At 64.8% G+C, this 21,405-nt stretch carries 24 protein-coding genes and 1 tRNA gene; 7 read left to right on the plus strand and 18 right to left on the minus strand.

Annotation, left to right across the window (positions count from 1 at the left end):
- Positions 1-88: 88 nt before the first annotated feature.
- A complete protein-coding gene (locus GA566_RS15035; protein ID WP_160473319.1) occupies positions 89-1,201 on the plus strand; it encodes an MFS transporter in 1,113 nt (370 codons plus the stop codon).
- A gap of 12 nt (positions 1,202-1,213) precedes the next feature.
- On the opposite strand, the gene GA566_RS15040 is transcribed toward GA566_RS15035, so the two are convergent.
- Entirely contained in the window at positions 1,214-2,104 is an 891-nt protein-coding gene (locus GA566_RS15040; protein WP_171020528.1) for a class III extradiol ring-cleavage dioxygenase, read from the minus strand.
- A gap of 294 nt (positions 2,105-2,398) precedes the next feature.
- Between GA566_RS15040 and GA566_RS15045 the strand changes: the two genes are divergently transcribed.
- From GA566_RS15045 to GA566_RS15065, 5 genes are all read left to right on the plus strand, one after another.
- Entirely contained in the window at positions 2,399-2,683 is a 285-nt protein-coding gene (locus GA566_RS15045; protein ID WP_370459310.1) for a hypothetical protein, read from the plus strand.
- Positions 2,684-2,843: 160 nt separating this feature from the next.
- Positions 2,844-4,154 (plus strand): MFS transporter, encoded by a 1,311-nt coding sequence (locus GA566_RS15050; protein ID WP_137928394.1) that lies wholly within the window; start codon positions 2,844-2,846, stop codon positions 4,152-4,154.
- Between the two features lie 120 nt (positions 4,155-4,274).
- Positions 4,275-4,916 carry a DNA-3-methyladenine glycosylase I gene (locus tag GA566_RS15055; protein WP_160473096.1) on the plus strand — a complete coding sequence of 214 codons (642 nt, stop codon included), beginning with the start codon at positions 4,275-4,277 and terminating at the stop codon, positions 4,914-4,916.
- 355 nt (positions 4,917-5,271) lie between these two features.
- On the plus strand, positions 5,272-5,901 hold the full coding sequence (locus GA566_RS15060; protein WP_137928392.1) for a LysE family translocator: 630 nt from the start codon (positions 5,272-5,274) through the stop codon (positions 5,899-5,901).
- Between the two features lie 57 nt (positions 5,902-5,958).
- Complete coding sequence (locus tag GA566_RS15065) at positions 5,959-7,209, plus strand: IS256 family transposase (protein ID WP_160473097.1); 1,251 nt, start codon at positions 5,959-5,961, stop codon at positions 7,207-7,209.
- Positions 7,210-7,297: 88 nt separating this feature from the next.
- Here GA566_RS15065 and GA566_RS15070 read toward each other — a convergent pair whose 3' ends face one another.
- From GA566_RS15070 to GA566_RS15145, 16 genes are all read right to left on the minus strand, one after another.
- Positions 7,298-8,212, minus strand: coding sequence for a cation diffusion facilitator family transporter (locus GA566_RS15070; RefSeq protein ID WP_160473098.1), 915 nt, complete (start codon positions 8,210-8,212; stop codon positions 7,298-7,300).
- Positions 8,213-8,346: 134 nt separating this feature from the next.
- Positions 8,347-8,422, minus strand: a tRNA-Ala gene (locus tag GA566_RS15075).
- A gap of 78 nt (positions 8,423-8,500) precedes the next feature.
- Positions 8,501-10,225 carry a thiosulfohydrolase SoxB gene (gene soxB / locus GA566_RS15080; protein ID WP_160473099.1) on the minus strand — a complete coding sequence of 575 codons (1,725 nt, stop codon included), beginning with the start codon at positions 10,223-10,225 and terminating at the stop codon, positions 8,501-8,503.
- A 21-nt stretch (positions 10,226-10,246) separates the two neighbouring features.
- On the minus strand, positions 10,247-10,723 hold the full coding sequence (locus GA566_RS15085) for a TlpA disulfide reductase family protein (protein ID WP_237380198.1): 477 nt from the start codon (positions 10,721-10,723) through the stop codon (positions 10,247-10,249).
- Between the two features lie 20 nt (positions 10,724-10,743).
- Positions 10,744-11,430: a sulfur oxidation c-type cytochrome SoxX gene (soxX, locus tag GA566_RS15090; protein ID WP_160473101.1), complete on the minus strand. Its 687-nt coding sequence runs from the start codon at positions 11,428-11,430 to the stop codon at positions 10,744-10,746.
- 16 nt (positions 11,431-11,446) lie between these two features.
- Complete coding sequence (soxA, locus tag GA566_RS15095; RefSeq protein ID WP_160473102.1) at positions 11,447-12,292, minus strand: sulfur oxidation c-type cytochrome SoxA; 846 nt, start codon at positions 12,290-12,292, stop codon at positions 11,447-11,449.
- A 105-nt stretch (positions 12,293-12,397) separates the two neighbouring features.
- Positions 12,398-12,859 carry a DsrE family protein gene (locus tag GA566_RS15100; protein ID WP_137928386.1) on the minus strand — a complete coding sequence of 154 codons (462 nt, stop codon included), beginning with the start codon at positions 12,857-12,859 and terminating at the stop codon, positions 12,398-12,400.
- Positions 12,860-12,881: 22 nt separating this feature from the next.
- Entirely contained in the window at positions 12,882-13,193 is a 312-nt protein-coding gene (gene soxZ / locus GA566_RS15105) for a thiosulfate oxidation carrier complex protein SoxZ (protein WP_137928385.1), read from the minus strand.
- A 60-nt stretch (positions 13,194-13,253) separates the two neighbouring features.
- Entirely contained in the window at positions 13,254-13,709 is a 456-nt protein-coding gene (gene soxY, locus GA566_RS15110; protein ID WP_137928384.1) for a thiosulfate oxidation carrier protein SoxY, read from the minus strand.
- Positions 13,710-13,844: 135 nt separating this feature from the next.
- On the minus strand, positions 13,845-14,174 hold the full coding sequence (locus tag GA566_RS15115; RefSeq protein ID WP_137928383.1) for a c-type cytochrome: 330 nt from the start codon (positions 14,172-14,174) through the stop codon (positions 13,845-13,847).
- 289 nt (positions 14,175-14,463) lie between these two features.
- A complete protein-coding gene (locus tag GA566_RS15120; protein ID WP_137928382.1) occupies positions 14,464-15,357 on the minus strand; it encodes an EamA family transporter in 894 nt (297 codons plus the stop codon).
- Positions 15,358-15,504: 147 nt separating this feature from the next.
- Positions 15,505-16,773, minus strand: a complete 1,269-nt coding sequence (locus GA566_RS15125; protein ID WP_160473103.1) for an NAD(P)/FAD-dependent oxidoreductase — start codon at positions 16,771-16,773, stop codon at positions 15,505-15,507.
- A gap of 3 nt (positions 16,774-16,776) precedes the next feature.
- Entirely contained in the window at positions 16,777-17,190 is a 414-nt protein-coding gene (locus GA566_RS15130; RefSeq protein WP_237380200.1) for a c-type cytochrome, read from the minus strand.
- 47 nt (positions 17,191-17,237) lie between these two features.
- On the minus strand, positions 17,238-18,083 hold the full coding sequence (locus GA566_RS15135) for a BON domain-containing protein (protein WP_137928536.1): 846 nt from the start codon (positions 18,081-18,083) through the stop codon (positions 17,238-17,240).
- Between the two features lie 189 nt (positions 18,084-18,272).
- Entirely contained in the window at positions 18,273-18,860 is a 588-nt protein-coding gene (locus GA566_RS15140; protein ID WP_137928537.1) for a phosphoheptose isomerase, read from the minus strand.
- Positions 18,861-18,892: 32 nt separating this feature from the next.
- A complete protein-coding gene (locus GA566_RS15145) occupies positions 18,893-19,327 on the minus strand; it encodes a YraN family protein (RefSeq protein ID WP_160473104.1) in 435 nt (144 codons plus the stop codon).
- Between the two features lie 15 nt (positions 19,328-19,342).
- On the opposite strand from GA566_RS15145, the gene rsmI reads away from it, so the two are divergent.
- Entirely contained in the window at positions 19,343-20,263 is a 921-nt protein-coding gene (gene rsmI / locus GA566_RS15150; RefSeq protein WP_160473105.1) for a 16S rRNA (cytidine(1402)-2'-O)-methyltransferase, read from the plus strand.
- 137 nt (positions 20,264-20,400) lie between these two features.
- Here the strand turns inward: rsmI and GA566_RS15155 are convergent, their stop codons facing one another.
- A complete protein-coding gene (locus tag GA566_RS15155; protein ID WP_171020533.1) occupies positions 20,401-21,174 on the minus strand; it encodes a septal ring lytic transglycosylase RlpA family protein in 774 nt (257 codons plus the stop codon).
- Positions 21,175-21,405 lie beyond the last annotated feature (231 nt).

Raw genomic sequence — 21,405 nt, forward strand, 5'->3', positions numbered from 1 at the left:
GTCCGAATATTCGTTCGAAACCGCCTCGCCCCCGATTGCAGTTCCCGCCCCGACCCCGCAAGCCGTGTCGCGCGCCACGCGCGGCACCATGGCGCTGTTCTTTGCCAACGGCGCCACCTTTGCCACTTGGGGCGTACACATTCCCACCATCAAGGCGCGCTTCGAACTCTCCGATGCCATGCTGTCGTTCGCCATGCTGGCTGTCGCTGCGGGGGCCATCTTGGCGATGGGGCCGGTGGGACGTTGGGTGGGCCGTCTAGGTAGCGGCAAAGCGTCGATGATTGGCGGCGTGGCCTTCTCGCTGGTCACGCTGAGCGTGCTGGCTGTGCCGAGCTTCGCCTTGCTGCTGCCGACGCTGCTCGTGTTTGGCATGACCAATGCCCTGTTCGATGTCGGCATGAACGCGCAGGCCGCTACGGTGGAAGCCAGCCGCACGCGGCCCGTGATGTCGGCGCTGCACGGCATGTTCAGCCTGGGCGGGATGGTTGGCGCGGCTTTCGGCGGTCTGATGATCTCGTTGGATGTACCCCCGCTCGCGCACGCGGCGATGATCGCGGCCATGACCGCTGCGGTGGCGATCGGCGTCACGCCGGGCCTGCTTGCGGATCACCCCGCGCTGCCATCGGCCGAGCACCATCGCGAGCACGCCTCGCGCGCGCTGTGGCTGCTGGGCCTGATGGCGTTCCTGGGGCTGGTGGGCGAAGGGGCAATGTACGACTGGACCACGGTCTACATGCGCGAAGTCACGCAGGCACCGCTCGACTGGGTCAGTTTCGGCTATGCGGCATTCTCGGGCGGCATGGCCTGCGGCCGGTTCGGGGGGGATCTCCTGCGTGCCCGTTTCGGCGATGCGCGCACGCTGACCGGCAGTGCCTGGGTGGGATTCGCGGGCATCGCGCTGGCGCTCTTCGTGCCGTTCCCGCTGACCGCGCTGATCGGCTTCGCGCTGATGGGACTGGGCGCCGCCAACATGGTGCCGATCTTCTTTGCGGCGGCGTCCTTCCTGCCCGGCGTGACCCCGGCCGAGGCCATCGCACGCGTGGCGCGCTTTGCTTACGTAGGAATGCTGATCGGCCCGGTACTGATCGGTGGCGTGGCGCATCTGGCCAACCTCCGCGTCGGCCTCGCCGTGGTGGCGCTGACGATGGGCTACATCGCCTTGTTCGGCGCGCGGGCTGCGCGCCGCTATCTCAGGACCTGAGCCGCCTGAACCTCAGGCAGCCTTGGGCAGTGGCGCATGGCCGGTGCCCATGCCCTGGAAGACGAAGGTATCCATCGCCAGCACGCCGTAGGTGACCTCATCGGCAATCCGGGCCACCTCGGCCTGGCTGGCTCCCGCCTCGGCGGAACCCATTGCTGCGCCGAGCACCACGTAGAACGGCAGCAGATGCTCGTCCGTGGGATGCGCGCGGCGCGCGTACGGCGCCTGCGTCCGATAGTCCGCAATACGCGACACATCGCCCGTGGCCAGCGCCTCGTTCAAGGCATCGGTCATCCAGCCGCGGAACGCATCGACATAGGGCTCGGTCTGCGGGCCGTGCTGCGCCTTGCGCTCGCCGCTGCCGAACACCTCCTGCAGGTTGTGCGTAAAACTGCCCGAACCCACCACCAGCACGCCTTCCGCACGCAGCGGCGCCAGCGCACGGCCAATCTCGATCTGCGCCGCCGGGCTCAGGTACGGGTTGAAGGCGAGCTGCACCACGGGCACATCGGCATCCGGGAAGAAGTGGCGCATGGGCATCCAGGCGCCGTGGTCCAGTGGCCGATCCGGATCCTCGCCCACGTAGCTCGCGCCGGGAATGGCGGCCGCCTCGATCAGCGATTTCACGCGGGCGGCCAGTTCCGGCGAACCCGGGGCGTCGTAGCGCAGCGCGTAGAGTTCACGCGGAAAGCCGCCGAAATCGTGCCACGCTTCCTGCCGGGTGCGCGTGCCCACGGCCAGCGTGCTGTAGATCCAGTGTGCCGAGATCACGAGCACGGCCTTCGGCTTCAGCGTGCGCAGGCGCTCGCCAAGCGCATCGAACGCGGCGCCCGTAGGGCCGGGATCGATGGCGAGCATGGGGGATCCGTGGGAGACGTAGATGGCGGGAAGCAAGGTAGTCATGGCGCAAGCCGTTCAGCGGTTTTCTGCAATGCATGAAGTCTGGCAAAGATCCGGGGCGGCAACGCGCGCCGTTTGCGGACACTTCGTGCAAAAAACTTGAAGCTACGGGTGCCCCTGCGTGAAGCGGCATCGGAGGGCGTTGGATACCGCACACAAACGATGCAGATGCGCAACAGCACCGGGGCAGCCGTAGTCGGAATCGGCCTATGATGTGCCCAGAGATGCCATGAGGCATCCGCCGGAGAAAGCCCAGTGGCCAAGCGTTTCGATCCCCTGCACGCCCTGCCCCACGCCCTGTGGTGGCAGCCCGGCGTCTATGGCAGCGGCCCAGCCGTACTGCTGTGGATCATCGCGCGGCTACCCGCCGATATGCTCGCCGAAGCCTTCGGCATTCCCTTTGCCGCCGCGCTGTTCAATCATGCTGGCGACACGGTCTTCGTGATCGGCTGGACGGCCAGTGCCGCGTGGCTATGGTTCACGCGCAAGCGGCCTGCCCCCACGCCTGACGTCCAGGCCCCCACCCGAGCAGCGGCCGACGCCGATGCCATCGCCAGCCATACGGGGCACGGCGCTCTCTGAACCCTCGTTGATTCGCCACTTTTTGTGCTGCGTACCAACGTGGTGGGCAGGGCTGCTGGCTGGGTTGATGTAAGGAATCGCTTAAGATGACGCCTTGCGTCACCGCCGGACCATAACCGGCGGGGGCAATCCACCGGTTCCTTCCTCTGTATCAAGCCCCATGTCCGTTACCGCAGCCACTGCAAACGACCTCTCCAAATCCACCCGACGACGCGCGATCATCGCCGCCACCATCGGCAATGGCCTGGAATGGTTCGATTTCACCGTCTATAGCTTTTTCGCCGTCATCATTGCCAAGCTGTTTTTCCCCACCGGCAATGATCTGACCTCGTTCCTGCTCACCGTCGCCACCTTCGGCGTGGGCTTCTTCATGCGTCCCGTGGGCGCCATCGTGCTAGGCGTCTACGCCGACCGCGTGGGCCGCAAGGCTGCGCTGACGCTGACCATCCTGCTGATGGCCCTGGGTACGGCCATTATCGGCCTGGCCCCGACTTATGACTCCATCGGCCTCTGGGCGCCCGCGCTGATCGTGCTGGCTCGCCTGATTCAAGGCTTCTCGGCTGGCGGCGAAGTCGGTGGCGCCACGGCATTCCTGATCGAACACGCTCCGGATGAAGAACGTGGCATGTACGCCAGCTGGCAGCAGGCCAGCCAGGGCATTTCGTTCATGCTGGGTGCCGCCATGGGCGCGCTGGTCATCAACGGTCTGGATCAGGCCCAGATCGATTCCTGGGGCTGGCGTATTCCGTTCCTGTTCGGCCTGCTGATCGGCCCGGTGGGTATGTACATTCGCTCGCATCTGGAAGAGCCGCCCGAGTTCGAGGCACGCCAGGCCGAGCGCCGCGCCAACAACGTGAAGTTTTCGCCACTCTCGCAAGTGCTGCGCGACCATCCGCGCGAAGTGCTGGCCGGCCTTGGCGTGACCATCCTCTGGACGGTCTGCACCTATGTACTGGTGTTCTACATGCCGTCGTACGCCAAGCAGCAACTGGGTCTGCCGCTGGGCGCCACGTTCCAGTCCACGGCCATTTGCGGCGCCATCATCCTGGTGCTGTGCCCGCTGATGGGGATGCTGTCCGACCGCGTGGGCCGCAAGCGCATGCTGACCGTGGTGGCGCTGGCGATTCTGGTACTCGCCTATCCGCTTTTCCACTGGCTCAACGTGGCACCAACCACCGCCACGCTGCTGAAGGTGCAGATCGTGCTGGGCATCCTGCTGGCCGCGTTCACGGGCCCGGCGCCCGCCGTGCTGGCCGAGCAGTTCCCGACCGAAGTGCGTTCCACGGGCCTGTCGCTCGCGTACAACTTCGCCGTGACGATCTTCGGCGGCTTTGCCCCGCTGATCGTGACGTGGCTGATCGAGTCCACGCACAACAAGCTGGCCCCGGCCTACTACGTGATTGCGGCTGCCGCGATCAGCGTCGTCGCACTGTTCTTCATGCACGACCGCACGGGCAAGAAGCTGGCCTGACCGGCGCCTCGCCTTCGCTCCGAAAAAGCCAACCTGCGGGTTGGCTTTTTTACATTCGAATGTCCGATTCCAGCGCGCCGCATCCGGTACGCTATCGCTTTGCTCCGCACGGATCGACTCATGACCACCACGTCCGCAAAGTCCACGAAATCGGCATCACAGGCCCAGGTACGCTGCGGCTGGTGCGGTGAACTCGAAGACTACTGCCACTATCACGACAACGAATGGGGATTCCCGGTGGCCGACGACCGCCGGCTGTTCGAGAAACTCTGCCTCGAAGGCTTCCAGTCCGGACTGAGCTGGCTCACGATCCTGCGCAAACGCGAAGCCTTCCGCCGCGCCTTCGCCAATTTCGAGATCGACAAGGTCGCACGCTTCACCGAGAAAGACGTGGAACGACTGCTGGGCGATGCCGGCATCGTGCGCCATCGCGGCAAGATCGAAGCGGCCATCAACAACGCGAAGTGCGCCCAGGAACTGCTCAAGACCGAGCCTTCGCTGGCGGCCTACTTCTGGAAATTCGAACCCGATCCGAAAAGCCGTCCCAGGAAGCTGACGCCGGAGGTACTGCGCACCATGGCGATCAGCCCGGAGTCCACGGCGCTATCGAAAGACCTGAAAAAGCGCGGCTGGAAGTTTGTCGGTCCCACCACGATGTACGCGCTCATGCAGGCGATGGGCCTCGTCAACGACCATATGGACGGCTGCACCACCCGCACCCAGGCGTTGGACGCCCGCAAGCGGTTCAAGGTGCCGCGCTAGTTTTTTTCTGCCGACGCAACAGTACGTATACGGTTTACGTCTTTGTTTACGTATACATAAATAGTAGTAGTAATGGTTAACACGGATGCCGCGCAGTGGATAACCGTCTTTTCTCCTTGCCGATCAATATGTTGCAGAAAAGATAACTGTAGGGGCAGGTACGCGGCGTATACGTGGACGGAGGTGGATAATCCGCGCCGGCAATGGAGGTCGGTACGTATACGTCAAAAGTTGTGCGTCTGTTGTACGTATACGTCCCACATGACGCCCCCAGGCATATCACAGGCTTGTTCACGGGGTTGTCCACAGGCACGGCTTGGGTTCACACTGGCGGCTTGCCGCATCGGAGCCGTCCATGGACACCACTACCCTGTTCCTCTATCTGATCGCCGTTGCCACCGTGATGGTGACGCCGGGCCCGACGATGCTCCTTGCACTCAGCAACGGCGCCACGCGGCCCGGGCGGGTCACCGCCTGCGGAATCGGCGGCGCAGCATTGGCCGACCTGATCCTGATCGGCGCGGTCGGCTGCGGCCTGGGCGCCGTGCTGCAGGCGTCGGAACTGCTGTTCTCCGCGATCAAGTGGATCGGCGCGGCCTACCTGCTCTACCTCGCCGTTGCGATGTGGCGCGCACCCGCCCAGGCGCTGGTGGCCACGGCCGACGCCTCGTCAGCCAGCGGCCGCGCCGCCTTCCTGCGCGCGCTGTTCGTGGCGCTCTCGAATCCCAAGGCCATCCTGTTTACCTCGGCCTTCGTGCCGCAGTTCGTCCACGCAGACAAGCCCGTTGCCATCCAGTACGTGATCCTGGCGGTGGTGGCGGCGCTGATGGATATCCTGATGATGGCGATCTACGCGTTCGGCGGCCGGCACGCGGTGCGCACACTGTCCGGCCGCGCGGTGCAATGGATCAACCGGGGTTGCGCAGGGATGCTGGCTTTCCTGGCGGTGGGGTTGAGCCTGTATCGGCGGAGTGATTTGCGGTGAGGTTGGGCCTGTCAGGAATTTTGTGTGTAGGGCATAACATGTCGTTAAGGAGCATGTATGCCACGCAAACCGAAAGCCCCATTGCGGGAATTGCCCGCCATCCCGAAGGAATTAATTGATCAATTCGTCAAAGGCCCGATGACCGCCGAGGCGGTGCAGGATGCGGCCATGGCGTTCAAGAAGGCGCTGATCGAGCGTGCGCTGGGTGCCGAACTGGGCCATCACCTGGGCTATCCAGCCGGTACCGAGCGCCTGGCAGAGACAACCAATCAGCGCAACGGCAAGAGTGCTAAGACGGTGCTGACCGAGGACGGGCCGCTGCGCCTGGACATCCCGCGCGATCGGGATGGCAGCTTCGCTCCGATCTTGATCCCCAAACACGAGCGGCGCTTCACGGGGTTCGATGACAAGATCATCGCCATGTACGCCCGCGGCATGACGGTTCGCGAGATTCAGGCGTTTTTGGTCGAGCAGTACGGCACCGAGGTTTCGCCCGAGTTCATCAGCTCGGTGACCGACTCGGTGATGGAGGAGATCACGGCATGGCAGGGCCGTCCGCTCGAGATCATGTACCCGGTGGTGTTCTTCGATGCCCTGCGGGTCAAGATGCGCGAGGACGGCGTGGTGCGCAACAAGGCCGTCTATCTGGCGCTCGGCGTCTTGCCCGATGGGACGCGCGACATCCTTGGCCTATGGATCGAAACCACCGAGGGCGCCAAGTTCTGGATGAAGGTCTTCAACGATCTTAAAACGCGCGGCACGCAGGACATCCTGATTGCGGTGACCGACGGCCTCAAGGGCATGGAGCCAGCGTTAAACGCCGTATTCCCGAACACCACGCTGCAGACCTGCATCGTGCATCTGATCCGGGGCAGCCTGGACTACGCAGGGTGGAAGGACCGTCGGGCGGTGGCCGCAGCGCTCAAACCGATCTACACGGCGCCCAGCGCGGAAGCGGCCATGGCCGAGTTGGCAGCCTTTGAGCAAGGGCAATGGGGACAGCGGTACACACCGATCCCGGCTGCCTGGCGCCGGGCTTGGGATCAGGTCATTCCATTCTTTGCATTCCCGCCGGCGATCCGCAAGATCATCTACACGACGAATGCCATCGAAAGCATCAACGCGCAGCTACGCAAGATCATCAAGACCCGAGGCCACTTCCCCAGCGACGAAGCTGCCACCAAGCTGTTGTGGCTGGCCCTGCGCAACATCACTGGAAAATGGGGGATGGCAACGCATGACTGGAAGGCGGCCATGAATCAGTTCGCAGTGTTGTACGAAGACCGATTTACCCACCCGCACCTCTGAGAGAATGCAGGCTTGCCAATCCATTCGACCGGCAAGCCTCTAGCTGTCCTGCACACAAAAAAACTGACAGGCCCGTGAGGTTGTGTGCTCACCGCACCGGATCGACATGCGTCATGACATTGAGCACATCGTCCCGCTCCATCGCCCGACGCCGCGCTTCCGTGGCAATCGCATGACCCTGCTCGACGGTCAGGTCCGCAGGGATTTCCAGATGCACGTCGACCAGAATCATGTCGCCCATCTTGCGCGTCTTGAGATCGTGCAGCCCCAGCAGTCCCGGTGTTTCCAGCATCGTGATACGCAATTCGGCGACGATGTCTTCATCGACGGCACGATCCATCAGATCGCTCATTGCATCCCAGCCGAATCGCACGCCCATCCGCGACACCATCAATCCCACGACGATGGCCGCCACCGGATCGAGCACGTGATAGCCGAGCAGGTTGCCACCGATGCCCAGCGCCACCACCAGCGATGACGCCGCATCCGACCGCGCGTGCCAGGCATTGGCCACGAGCATGCTCGACCTGACCCGCTCCGCCACCCGCAGCAAGTATCGGAACAACAGCTCCTTGGAAGCCAGCGCCCCCAGCGCCACCCACAACGCCACGGCCTGCACCGGCTGCACGCCGTCGGGATGTTCGATCTTGCCCACTGCCGCCCACAACATCCCCACCCCCACCGACAGCAGCAACACACCCAACGCAAACGACGCCGCCGTCTCGAACCGATGATGCCCATACGGATGATCGTGATCCGCCCCCTTGCGGCTGTGATGCCCGGCAAACAACACCACGAAATCCGAAACCAGATCGGATAGCGAATGCAGCGCATCGGCCACCAGCGCCTGCGAACCCGCGACGATGCCGATGAAACCCTGCGCGGCGGTCAGGGCGATGTTGACGAAGACGCTGACGAGGGTCGAACGACGGGCGGCGAGGTGGCGGACTTCGGGATCGGAGGATTCGCTACGTACGGAAGACGGGGCTGTGGGCGTGGACATGGTGCGCCGGGAAGCTGAACGAGAGTCACACGGTATCACTTCCCGGCATCCATCCTACAAACAGAAACGCCTCCACAAAGGAGGCGTCGGGCCGGAGATGCGATCTCCGGCGAGTTTGATGCGGGACTGGAATCTGGTGGACCGAAGGAGGATCGAACTCCCGACCTCTGCATTGCGAACGCAGCGCTCTCCCAGCTGAGCTATCGGCCCGTGCGGTCGATTCTAGCCGAACTTCGAGCGGCCTTTCAATCGCATGGAACCAACACCTGAGGTGGGGTCAAGGCAGGATCAAACGGGTGCCATGCCGGGGTTGCCGTCCATGCCTTTTACGGTCGGCAGGTTCAGCGGTCGGGCGCTGACTTCCTTGTTCGATCGCAGCCATTGGGCCATGACGTCCCAGATCGGCGGGCCGCCAGCCTGGCGGGCGTCTTCGGCGACGGGGGCCCAGCCGGCTACCTTGTAGGTCTTGTCGGCGTCGATCGGCTGGCCGGCCAGGCGCATGTCGGTGATGCGCTGGCCCATCGCCCGGGTGGGGTCGATGGTGTATTGCAGGCCGCCCACGCGCACCATGTCGCCGCCTTGCTGATAGTACGGATCCGGGTTGAACAGGTTGTCGGCCACGTCTTCGAGTACGGTCTTGATCGTGGTGCCGGACATCTGCGTGACCGTGGTGTACGGGTAGGTGATGGCCGTCTGGTCCATCAACGCTTCCATGGTGATCGGCTGGCCGGGCAGCAGTGTGGTGCCCCAGCGGAAACCGGGCGAGAAAGCGATCTCGGCGTCCTGCACGGCCATCAGGCCGTCGAGGATCAATTGGTCGAAAGTGCCGTTGAAGTTGCCGCGCCGATACAGCAGGCCACGGTTCACGGCGAGCACTTCGCCGAGCTTCGACTCGTACGGTGCGCGCACCTTGCGGATCAGCGCTTCCATCTGCGGATCGGCGGGCAAGTAGTTGGCGAAGACCGGCAGCAGCTTGTATCGGAAATCGGCCACCTTGCCGTTGCGGACGTCGAAGTCGAGCACGCCGAGGAACTTGCCGTTGGAGCCGGCGTTGGTCACCAGCGTGACGCCGCCCGCGTTCTTCACGGATACCGGCTTCGGCACACCGTCATGCGTGTGGCCGCCCAGAATGGCATCGAGACCCCGCACGCGCGAGGCGAGTTTCAGGTCCACGTCCATGCCGTTGTGCGATAGCAGGACCACCACCTTCGCACCCTTGCCGCGTACCTCGTCGATCACCTGCTGCAGATTCTCTTCCTGGATGCCGAAGGTCCAGTCGGGCACGAAGTAGCGCGGATTGGCGATGGGCGTGTACGGAAACGCCTGCCCGATGATGGCCACGGGCACGCCGTTCATCTCGCGGATCACGTACGGATCGAAGACCGGATCGCCGAAGTCGTTGGTCTTCACGTTCTGCGCCAGGAACGACACGCGCCCCTTGAAATCGTTATCGACGATCTGCTTCACACGCTCCGCGCCGAGCGTCATTTCCCAGTGCGGTGTCATCACATCGACGCCAAGCCGCAGCGCGGCATCGACCATGTCCTGGCCCTTCGTCCACAGCGCGGTGGCCGAACCCTGCCACGTATCGCCGCCATCGAGCAGTAGCGCGCCGGGCCGGCTCGCCTTCATGCGTTGCACGAGCGTGGAGAGGTGCGCGAATCCGCCAACCTTGCCGAAGCGTCGCGCGGCTTCCGTGAAATCGAGATAGGTGAATGCGTGGGCCGTCGCGCTGCCCGGCGCGATACCGTACGCGCGCAGGAACGCCTGTCCGACGAGGTGCGGCGGCTTGCCCGCCCACTCCGCCACGCCGAGGTTCACGCTCGGCTCGCGGAAATGCACGGGATTCAGTTGTGCGTGGCAATCGGTGAAGTGCAGCAGGTGGACGTTGCCGAAGCGCGGCACGTCGTAGAGCCGCTCGGCTGCTTGCGCGGCTTGAGCGTCACCACCGGAAAATGTCATGCCTCCGGCACCGGCCACCGCCAGTACCTGCAGGAACTCGCGTCGGTTCATGCTGTTATCCGTTCGAATGCGTCAGGGCTTGCCGTAACGGGCCAGCGCCGCCACGTCGTCGTCGATCATCTCGCCCACTTCCTTCTGCACCACGCGACCGTTGCCGTCGAGCACGTACAGTTCCGGCAAACCCCGGCGCGCGCCGAAGGCTCGGCGCAGTGCGTCGGAATCCATCGTCGCGGGGAACGTGTAGCCGCGCTGTTTCAGGTACGCCTGCGCCTCGCGCGGATCGCGGTCGATGCTGATGGTCAGCACCTGCAGCTTCGTGCCGCGCGTCTTGTCGTACAGCGCCTGCAGCCTCGGATTCTGCAACGCGCAGAACGGGCACCACGTCGCCCAGAATTCGATCACCACCGGCTTGCCGGTCCAGTGCGAAGCAGGCACCGTGCTGCCATCGAGCAGCTTCAGTTCGGGCAGACGGATGGTCTCGCCAACATCGGCAGCCAGTGCCGGTGCAGCGGCCAACACCGTCGCAGCGGCAACCAGCCAGCCGCGCATCCGGCGCGCCGCCGTTGCCATTACTGGTTGACCGGCGAGGCCGGGTCCAGCAGCAGTGCCATCACGTCGCGAATCTGCTGCTCGGTCAGGATGCCCTTGTGCCCGAAACGCGGCATGTTGGAGCACGCGCTGTACGCGTTCGAATCCCAGATCTTGCCCCACGTGTACTTGACCACGTCCTGCGAGTTGCCGCGCAGTTTTCCGTAGTGGTAGAGCGAGGGGCCGATATTGCCGAACGAGATTTCTGCCTTGGTCAACTGGTGGCACGCGTAGCAGTTGGCGCCGTTGACGCCGCCCACCTGGTCGCTGAACTGCATGCCCCGGCCGTTCTGCGCGATCTTCTCGCCTTCCTTCCAGTCGCCGATGAAGTTGCTGTCAGCCGGGTACTTCACCTGCTTCAGTTCGGCGGCTTCCACCTTCTTGGCCAGCGGCGCCGGCACCTTGGTGCGGTCGGGATACTGGCTGCATGCCTTCTGCGTGGCGTCCTGGTTGATCACGCCCTCGACCGTGGCCGGTCCCTTCGACGTGAACGACGATTCGATCAACTGGCGGATGTCGGCGTCGGTGACCTTGACGGTCTTCTCGGCTTTCTCGGCCTTCGTGCCCTTGGCGGAATTCTGCGCGGTCTGCGCGTGGGCGCCGCCCATCAGGGCCAGCGCTGCGATCGACATCAGCGATACCCGCGCCATCGTGTGGAGTGTCTTCATGTTCTTGTCTCCCGGCTCAGCGCTTCATGTTCGGACCATCGTACGTGCCGCCGTTGGCGTTCTTCGCCAAAAACATCGTCAGGGCGGTGATCACGTCCGAGCCATAGGCCGGTTCAGGAAAGCGCTGCTGGCGCAGGCAGTCGTACAGCCGGTGCTGCATCGTGCGAACCTCGCCCTGCGACACCCGGTACGCCGGCCAGGTCGTGTACGCAGCCTGTGCGCCTTTCTCGGTCATCAGGTTCGGCAGGTCCTGCAGGCGGATGCGCTGGCCGTCCACCGCGTGGCACGTGGCGCAGGCAAAGTCGTACGCGCCGCCACGGTAGTAGAACATCTTCTGGCCGAGCGCATAGACGCGCTTCTCTTCGGCATGCTTGAGCTGGACGTTCATCTTCATGCCGCGCGATTCGCCCGTCACGAAGGCCGCCAGCCGCTCGATATCGGAAGGCTTGCCCGCCGACGAGAACGGGTTCTTCAGCGCCTCTTCCTGCGTCAGGCCCTGTAGCGTCACGCGGCAATAGGCCAGGCGCTGCTCCAGATCCATGACCTTGTTGGCATCCTTGAAGTAGCGCGGCAGTTCGGCGTATGCCCCCTTGGTCACGCCCGGCCCCTTGCCCAGGTCGCACTGTTCGAGCGAGGCATTCTTCGGACCGGCGGGCTTCTTCCACAGCTCTTCGCCCGCGGCTTCCCACAGTTCGGCGGGATTGCCTTCGGCCAGCATCTGCCGATACTTGGCGATTTCCTCGGCGGTCTTGTCCTGTGCCAGCGCAGGGCCGGACAGTGACGCGGCCACGACGGCAGCGGCTGCGGCCAGCGTGGCCAGCACCGCCGTCACGGCGCGGCGGGTGTTGCGCTCGGTAACCATTGGGGCGTTTCTCCTCGTCGTCTCGCCCTGGCGCCAACTGGCGCGCGGGCGGACCACTGTCTTGTTGGATCCGGCGGCTCGTTGCCGGATGTCATGCACAGCCGGTCAGGGCTTGATGTAGGCGTAGCCTTCCTCGAACTGCAACCGGGCCACTTCCACCACGCCGGCCTGCACGACCTTGGCGTCCATCAGCAGGTTCTGCTCGGAAATGCGGCGCGCGGTCAGCGTGTTGCGGCAGACGCGGAACTCCACGCCCGACGAACTCAGCGCCGCCACGGGCGCCTCGAACGTGTTGCCGCGCGCATCCTTCGCGCCCTCCACCAGGAAATCCACGCCAAAACCGAACGCCACCACCACGATCTTGGTGTCGGGCGCGCCGTTCAGGTGATTGCGCAGGTTGGCCATGGCGCGCACAGCCTGATCGTTGCCTTCGGACAACTGGTAGACCACCTTGACGCGGCCCTTGCTGCCGGAGGATGCCGGCGCGGGGGCCTGCTGTGCCGATGCCTTGGCCGTGAGGCCGATGGCGGCCAATGCCGCCGTGGCGCGAAAGAATGCTCGCCGCATAATGCTTCCTTGCTTCGCCGGATCAGGCGATGGTGGCCTCGTCGGTACGCTTGTCGCCGCGGTTGTCGACCCAGGTCACGGTGACCTTGTCGCCCTTGGCGCCGCCCTTGAACTTGAAATTCAGGAACGGGTCCTTCGACACGGCCGGGCCGAACTGGGCCTGGAACACGTCTTTACCTTTGTAGCTGGCCGTCACGGTCTGGATATGCCAGGCCGGCACGGTCTTGCCGGAGGCGTCCTTGCGCTGGCCCGTCTCCATGTCGTGCTTCATCAGAATCTTGACGTCTACGACGCCGCCGTTTTCGGTGGCGCGAACGCGCATCGGGTCTGCCATGTGCTTCTCCTGTCAGCAGGGTTCTGGAAAATCAGTGCTCGAACTGTCTGGTGCCGGGCCTCAGCCGCCGCAACCACCCAGCGTGACCTTGATTTCCTTCGATGCCACGTACCACTTGCCACCGGCCTTCACGGCCGCATGCACCACGGACGTCTGGCCCATCTTCACGCGCGTGGACACGAACGGTTCGGTGCCGGCCGGGATGATGAAGTCGGCGGCCAGCGTGTTCGGATTCTTTTCCACGAGGATGGCGATCTGCTCGGTGTCCGGAATGTTGCTCGTCACGGCCACGGGCACCACGGCGCCGTTCTCGGCGATGTCGGGGGCGTTGAAATGGATCGCGCTGCTTTTCTCGGTGCCGCTGCCGCCGAGCGACTTGATCACGTCGGCCACGCTCTTGCCGTCGAAGGCAGCCTTGTTCCATTCGGCGGCTTGCGCCTCGCTGATCAGCCCGGTGGCTGCCATCAGCGACAGTACGGCGGTCATCCGCAGCACTTCACGTCGTTTTGTATTCATTTGCTTCCCGTACTATTCGTACCCGGTTTTCTGTCGACCCCTGCGGTCCCCGGTGCGTCGCCGGGTCCTGCGCTTCATAAAACTGGCTGGTGCGCGGCGGACCGGCCAGGGCCGGCCCGTCCGCTGGCAGCGTGCTTACTTGGCCGGTGCGCCGGCCAGTACCCACTCCACTACCGTCTTCAGGTCTGCATCGCTGATGGCTGGGTTGGCCGGCATCGGCACCGGACCCCAGACGCCCGAACCGCCGCCCTTCACCTTGGCCGACAGCTTGGCCAGCGCGCCCTTGTCGCCCTTGTACTTGGCGGCCACGTCCTTGTAAGACGGGCCCACCAGCTTCTTGTCCACCTGGTGGCAGCCCATGCAGGCGTTCTTGTTGGCGATTTCCTGCGCCTTGGCGGCATCGACTGCGGCATGTGCGGACGCGCCGGCCACCAGCAACGCGGCGGCGATGACAAACTGCTTCATGTGTTGTGCTCCAAACTGAATGAGCCGTGGGGACGGCAAATGGCCGCGCTCGGACATCTCCGCGGCGCGGCGCGCGCTGGCCACCGTTGGGGCGGGCTTCTGAGGAGTGCCTCGTCGGTGAACGGTGAGGGCTCCACGGCATATGCGGCCAGCCCGCTATTTTGCCTCAAGAATTTGCGAGGCTACGGACAACGCCGTGATATCGATATGTACAAAAAAGGAGGGAATCGCCGCGATTTACCGAGTATTTGCGGGTTAACCCTCAATTTTCTGCAAAATTGGCCCGAAGTCAGCGCCGTGCCACGGCCCTGCCCGTCCCCAGTCGATTGCCGAACACATTCAGCAGCAACCCAACCATGACCACGGCAGCGCCTGCCCACTGGGCCAGGCCCAGGTCCTCCCCCAGCAGCACGTGCGCCGACACCAGGCCCACCACTGGCACCAGTAGCGTCAGCGGCGCCACCTTGCTGGCGGGATAGCGGGTCAGCAGGCGGCCCCACATCGTGTAACCGAACAGCGTGGCGGCAAAGGCCAGGTAGCAGACAGCGAAGATCGCCTTGCCCGGCACATGACCCATGGCATCGACAATGCGCCCCGGCCCTTCGAACCAGAGCGACAGCAGCGCAAACGGAACGATCGGAATCAACGCGCCCCAGACGACAAGCCCCAGCAGGTCCACCGGGCCAATCTTCTTGCTGACGATGTTGCCCGTTGCCCAGCACAGCGCCGCGCACAGGGTCAGGATGAAGCCTGCGGCCGTCATGCCGCCCGGCCCGTGTGCGGCCCCACTGCCAATCAGCGCCAATCCGCCTGCGGCCACCGCCATGCCGGCAAGGTTGTGCCAGCGCAACGGTTCGCCAAGCCAGAACGCCGCGATGGCGACGGTGAAGAACACCTGCGACTGCAAGACCAGCGACGCCAGCCCGGCCGGCATGCCCACGGCCATCGCATAGAACAGGAACGCAAACTGGCCCAGGCTGATCGTCGCGCCATAAGCCACGAGCATGCGCAGCGGAATGCGGGGGCGCGGAATGAAGAAGATGGCGGGGAAGGCGACAAGGCAGAAGCGCAGCGTGCCGAGCAGCATCGGCGGTACGCCAACCAGACCTACCTTGATAACGACGAAATTGACACCCCAGACCACGATGATGGCCAAGGCAAGGAGACGATCTTTGGGTTGCATGATGTGGAGGGGGCGGCATCCCTGGGGGCGGGATGCTGGAGGGGGAAGGGTAACAGCTATGGGGGATGCGTGTGGCGGGTGTTGCTCCCCTCTCCCGCCTTGCGGGAGAGGGGAGCAAACCAGCGGGAGAGGGGCGTAGCCCGTGCCTCACCCCAACATATCCCCCCAGATACTCCTCGCCCAAGCCACCCCATACTGCCCTTCCAGCGCCGACGGCGCCGTCGACAACCCGCCTGATCCCGGTACGGTCAGCATCGTCTTCTCCGTGGCGTCGTAGCGATGGACGCTGGCGATGTGGATGGCCTCGGTGGCCGACGTGAAGCTGTAGCAGGTATTGGTATAAAGCGGCGCCGGGTCTGGCTGGCGCCCGGCGAGCAACTGGAGGATGGCGGCGGCCGCCACCTTGCCGTGCTGGCTCGCCATCGTGCCGGACTTGGGCATGAGCGGCGCGATCTGGATCGCGTCGCCGAGTACGTGGATATCCGGTGCCACACGCGAAGCCATGGTCAGGAAGTCCACCTCGCACCAGCGCCCGTTGGCCGTGGCGAGCCCAGCGGAGACGGCGATCGCGCCCGCACGCTGGGGCGGCAGGATATTGATGACGTCCGCCCGCACATCGTCCTGGACATCGAACTTGATCGTGCGCGTGACGGGATCGAGGTCCACGGTCTCATGCTGGGGCCGGTACTCGATCATGCCAGCGTAGCGCGTTTTCCAGACCTCGCGGAACAGCGCGCCCTTCGACGTGATATCGGCATTGGCGTCGAGCACCAGCACCTTGCCGCGCGGCTTGTGCTGCTTCAAATAGTCCGCCACCACGCAGGCGCGCTCGTACGGTCCCGGCGGGCAGCGGTATGGCGCGAGCGGGATCGTGATGGCAAAGGTGCCGCCGTCAGGCATCGCCGCGAGTTGTCGGCGCAGTGTCTCGGTCTCCGGACCCGCCTTCCACGCATGGACGAACTGGCTGCCTGCCGGCGTGGCCAGCCCCGGAATCGCACTGCGTTGCATCTCCACGCCGGGCGACAGCACGAGCCGGTCGTAGGGCAGTGTTGTGCCACCGGCCAGCCGGACCTGCCGCCGCGATGTGTCGATGGCGGTGGCGTGGTCGCGCACCACCTTCACGCCGTGCCGGCTGGTGAGCTTGTCATAGGCGATGGTGAGGTCGCCCAGTTGTCGGAAGCCCCCAACCACAAGGTTCGACAGCGGGCAGGAAACGAACGCGGCGTCCGGCTCAACAAGCGTGACATCCACCGCACCCTGGCTCCATGTGCGCAGATAGCGCGCCGCCGTGGCGCCGCCATATCCGCCGCCGATCACCACAACGCGTGCGGGTGCGGCGGCGCGGGCCATGGCGGGCGTGAGCATCCCGAAGGCCGAGGCGGCCAGCGCCGCCTTCAATACCGAGCGTCTGTGCATGGGCTATTTCTGATCCGCGAACCACGCGGCGATGGCGAGGATATCGGCGTCGCTGTAGCCCTTGGCGATCTGTGGCATCACGGTGCCCGGGCGCTTGCCATTCTTGTACTCGAGCATGATCTCGGTCAGCTCCGCACGAGGCCGGCCGGCCAGGGGAGGCACGGGACTGTCGGCGGGCGGGCGGCCATCGGTGCCGTGGCAGACGGCGCATGAGGCGGCCTGGTTGCGTGCCTGCTCCACGCGGGCACGCTGGGCTTCGATGGTCAGCTTGCCAGCATCGGCTGGCCCCGCAGTCATCGGCGCCGAAGCGGGTTGTGGGGATTGCGCCCACGCCATCGATGACAGGGACGCCAGCGCCATCGCGACGACACCGGCCATCCAGCGGGAGGACAACAGGTAACGCGGCGAAGGCTGCATGGCGATGCTCCGGTGGGGGCGACTTTTTCTGTCTTGTCCGATTCAGCTTAGGGCAGGTTGCGGCCCGGCGGCAACGCCACTGGCGACGTGACCGGCGCAGCCACAGGGCTTGTGGTGGCGCCCGACGAACCCATCGAGGCCGGGGCGTCCGACGTGACCGGCGCGTTGGGCTGGCTGCCCGGCACGGTCTGCACCGGGGCCGGCGTACCCACGGCATCGCTGCCCGTGTTGCCGTTCTGCGAACTGGAGGCCTGGTCCAGGCGGGCGCGCTCCGCTTCGCTCACGTAGTCGAACACCTTGACCACTTTCTGCACGCCGCTGGCATTGCGGGCCACGTCGGTAGCCTTGTCGCCCTCGCTTGTGGTGAGCACACCCATCAGGTACACCACGCCGTTCTCGGTGGTGACCTTGATCGAGTTGGCCGGCACGCCGTCCGCCGTCACCAGCAGCGTCTTGACCTTGCTGGTCAGGTACGTGTCGTTGCTGCGCGTCATGAAGTCAGGCGAAGTCGAGACTTCAAGCTCGTTCACCACCTCGCGCGCGTTGGGCAGGCCGCGTACATACTGCTCGATCTGCTGCTTGATCTGCGCGTTGGCCGCCTGGCCCGTCAGCAGTACCTTGCGGTTGAACACCGACGTGTTCACACGCGCCTGACTGCTGCTGTAGCGCGTGCTGAGCGTGCTCTCGATCTCCAGCTGCAGGCCGCGGTCGATGGTCTGCGTGCCCGTGGGCCGGCGATCGGTGGCCATGACCACGCCGGTGCCCACCGCACCAGCCAGTACCGGAAAGCAGCCGGCCAGTTGCGTGGCCGATACCACCAGGGCCGCCACGGTCACGGCCGTGCGCGCGGCGCGGGCCAGGGATGTCGTCTTCTGCGGAATCACGTTCGTCATGCGGTATATGGGTTCTGGGTAACGGGTGGAATGCCCGATGGGGTGGATCAGGGAATGCCTGTGTTTCATGCGGCGGGCGCAACGGCCGGCAGCCCCGCCTGTGGATATGGCTGTGGACTACCACTCAATATCTGTGCATAGCCTGTGGGCAGTCATGTGGATAACCCGGGATAACCTCGGCCATCTGCGTCATGCCTCTCCCAGGAGCGCTTCGTCGATCCCGTCGCACAGGCAGTGCAGTGTCAGGAGGTGTACTTCCTGAATGCGCGCCGTGCGGTCGCTGGGCGCGCACAGATGGATATCGAATTCTTCGAGCAGCGTGGCGATGCGTCCGCCGCCCTTTCCCGTCAATGCCACCACCGACATATCGCGCTGGTGCGCGGCCTGAATTGCCGCCACCACGTTGGCCGAATCGCCCGATGTCGACAGTGCCAGCAGGATATCGCCAGGCTGGCCCAGCGCCTCCACCTGCTTCGAGAACACCACGGAAAAATCGTAGTCGTTGCCGATGGCGGTCAGGATCGAGCTGTCGGTCGTCAGCGCAATCGCCGCCAGCCCCGGCCGCTCGCGTTCGAAGCGGCCAATCAGTTCTGCGGCGAAATGCTGCGCATCGGCCGCCGAGCCGCCGTTGCCGCAAGCCAGGATCTTGTTGCCGCTGGTCAGCGCCATCACCATGCGTTCCACGGCGGCGTCGATGTGCGGCGCCAGCAACGCGGCGGCATGCCGCTTGGTGTCGGCACTGTCCAGAAAATGCTGCTCGATGCTTTCAATGCTCATGGTCTAGTGTGACATCTGCACAATCCCGCGCATTATGACGCACGCATCGCGCAGGTGTTCCCGTCGAGTGAGGTCAGGTCGAACGCGCCGGGCAGCCACTCCAGCCGCCCAGGCTCCATCGCCACCACATCTATCCGGCAAGGTGGCACCCGATCGAGCGTGGCCAGGTAATGCGTGGCGGCCAGCAGTACGCGACGCTGCTTGGCTGGCGTGATGCTTTGCGCCGCCCCGCCGAAGCCGCGCCCGCCGCGCTGCCGTACCTCGACGAACACCAGCGTATCGTCCGGTGCGCGCATGATCAGGTCGATCTCGCCGCCTTTGCAGCGATAATTGCGCTCGATGGGCGCCAGGCCCTGCCGCTTCAGGTAGGCCAGCGCCCGGTCTTCCGCCCGCGCGCCGCGTGCCGTGGCCGTTTGTTGGCCTGTCTGTGTCGCCGTGCGGGTGGTCGATTGGAATGAGCGATTCAAAGGAAGTTCTCAAGCATGAGTGAATGGAACCAGTTGGCAGCCGGCCAGACCTACCCGCCCGGTACGCTCTACGTGGTGGCCACCCCGATCGGAAACGTCGCGGACCTGTCGCTGCGCGCGCTGCACGTGCTCGGCCTGGTGGATGCCATCGCCTGCGAAGACACGCGCAACACCGGGCAACTGCTGTCGCGCGTGGGGCTGCAACGTCCGCTGGTGGCTGTTCACGAGCACAACGAACGCGAAGCGGCTGGCAAGATCGTCGAACGGCTGCAGGCCGGCGAACGCATCGCCTATGTCTCCGATGCCGGCACGCCCGGCATTTCCGATCCTGGCGCGCGGCTGGTGGAAGTGGTGCGCGGCGCGGGTCTGAAGGTAGTGCCGCTGCCGGGTCCGAGCGCGGCGGTGACCGCGCTGTCCGTGGCGGGCGACATGCTTGAAGCCGGCGAAGGCCGCTTCAGCTTCATCGGATTCCTGCCCGGCAAGCCCAAGGCCCGCAACGACGCCATCACCGGGCTGGCTGCGCTCGATCATGCCTGGATCGTCTACGAGGCGCCGCACCGCATTGCCGATACGCTCGCTGCGCTGGCCGAGATCCTGCCGGCCACGCGCCGCATCCTGATCGGACGCGAGCTGACCAAGCTCTTCGAGGAAACGCCGGTCATGACCGTGGCCGAGGCGCCAGCGTGGCTGGCCGCCGAAGCTTCGCGCGGCAAAGGCGAGTTCGTACTGGTGATAGAGGGTGCGGGCCGTGCCGAACGAGCCGACGATGGCGCGCCCGATGCCGAGGCGCAGCGCGTGCTGAAGCTGTTGCTGGCCGAATTGCCAGCCAAGCGCGCCTCCAAGCTGGCCGCGTCGGTCACCGGCGCCAAGACCGATGCGCTGTACAAGATGGCGCTGGCGATGCGCGGCGAGGACGATGGCGGTAACAAGGACTGAAGCGAGGGTCGAAACGACAAACGGCACGCGCCGGAGCGTCGTGCCGTTTGAGACAAATCTGAAAATGCGAAGCTGAGGAAGGATGGCCGGGACATCGATGAGGGAGGGTTGACCGTTCCGCATCGCCCGTGGACGTCCTACTTGCGCTTCCTGGCCGTGGATTTCGCCTTGGCCTTGGCTTTGGACTTGGCCGGAACCAGCGTGCTGGCCGTTTCCGGCAAGTCGTCCGCGCCGCTGCCGTCGCCCGCCTCGGAGCCGCCAGCCTCGATGTTCGGACCCAGCGCCGCCACTTCGGTACGCGACAACCGGCGAATTTCTACCTGCGTCGCACCGTGATCCACGAAGTTCAGGCGCTTGGCCGCTGCATACGACAGGTCCAGGACCCGGTTGCCGTGATACGGGCCGCGATCGTTGATTCGCACCACCGCCACCTTGTTGTTGCGCAGGTTGCGCACCAGCACCCAGCTATCCAGCGGCAGCGACGGGTGGGCGGCGGTCATCGCACGCATGTCGAAGCGCTCGCCATTGGCAGTCTTGCGGCCATGGAAACCCTTGCCGTACCAGGACGCCATGCCGCGCTGCTCGAACGTACCCATGTCAGCGCGCAGGCCGTCGATCGACGATTGCGAAGGTGCATTGTCATCCGGCAGACCGAAGAGGTTCCAGCTGCCGCGATCATCGGACTTGGTCGCCGTGCCCGCGGACTTGTCGGTCTTGGGCTTCGACTTTGCCGTGCGCGTGGAGAGCGCAGTCGAAGTATCCGACGCGGTATCGCCCTCCCCCCCCGGTGGCGTCGCGCACGCAGCCATCACCAGCGCCGACACGATGATGGCGCATTGACGAAGGAAGCGATTGGACCCGGGCGCATCGGTGCGCACGGACCCCGGACGGAAGAGGGGCAGACTGATCATGCGCGCAGTCTAACATCGGTCGTTTGAAGCTATCACCTTGATTTTGTTACGAAATCTAATGCAACCGCATTCAAACGCCCGTCAATTCCCCGCAATCCACCGCCTGGCAAGGGATTGCGCCGATTGCCGCAACGCCCGATCCAAGTGATCGTCATGTAACTTTGAGAATCGTCTCAACTCCGATTCAAACGTTTCAGCCTTCAGTCAGTGACCGCCGCCGGCATATCCGAC

The organism is Cupriavidus sp. SW-Y-13, from assembly GCF_009793345.1.
Classification (GTDB): domain Bacteria; phylum Pseudomonadota; class Gammaproteobacteria; order Burkholderiales; family Burkholderiaceae; genus Cupriavidus.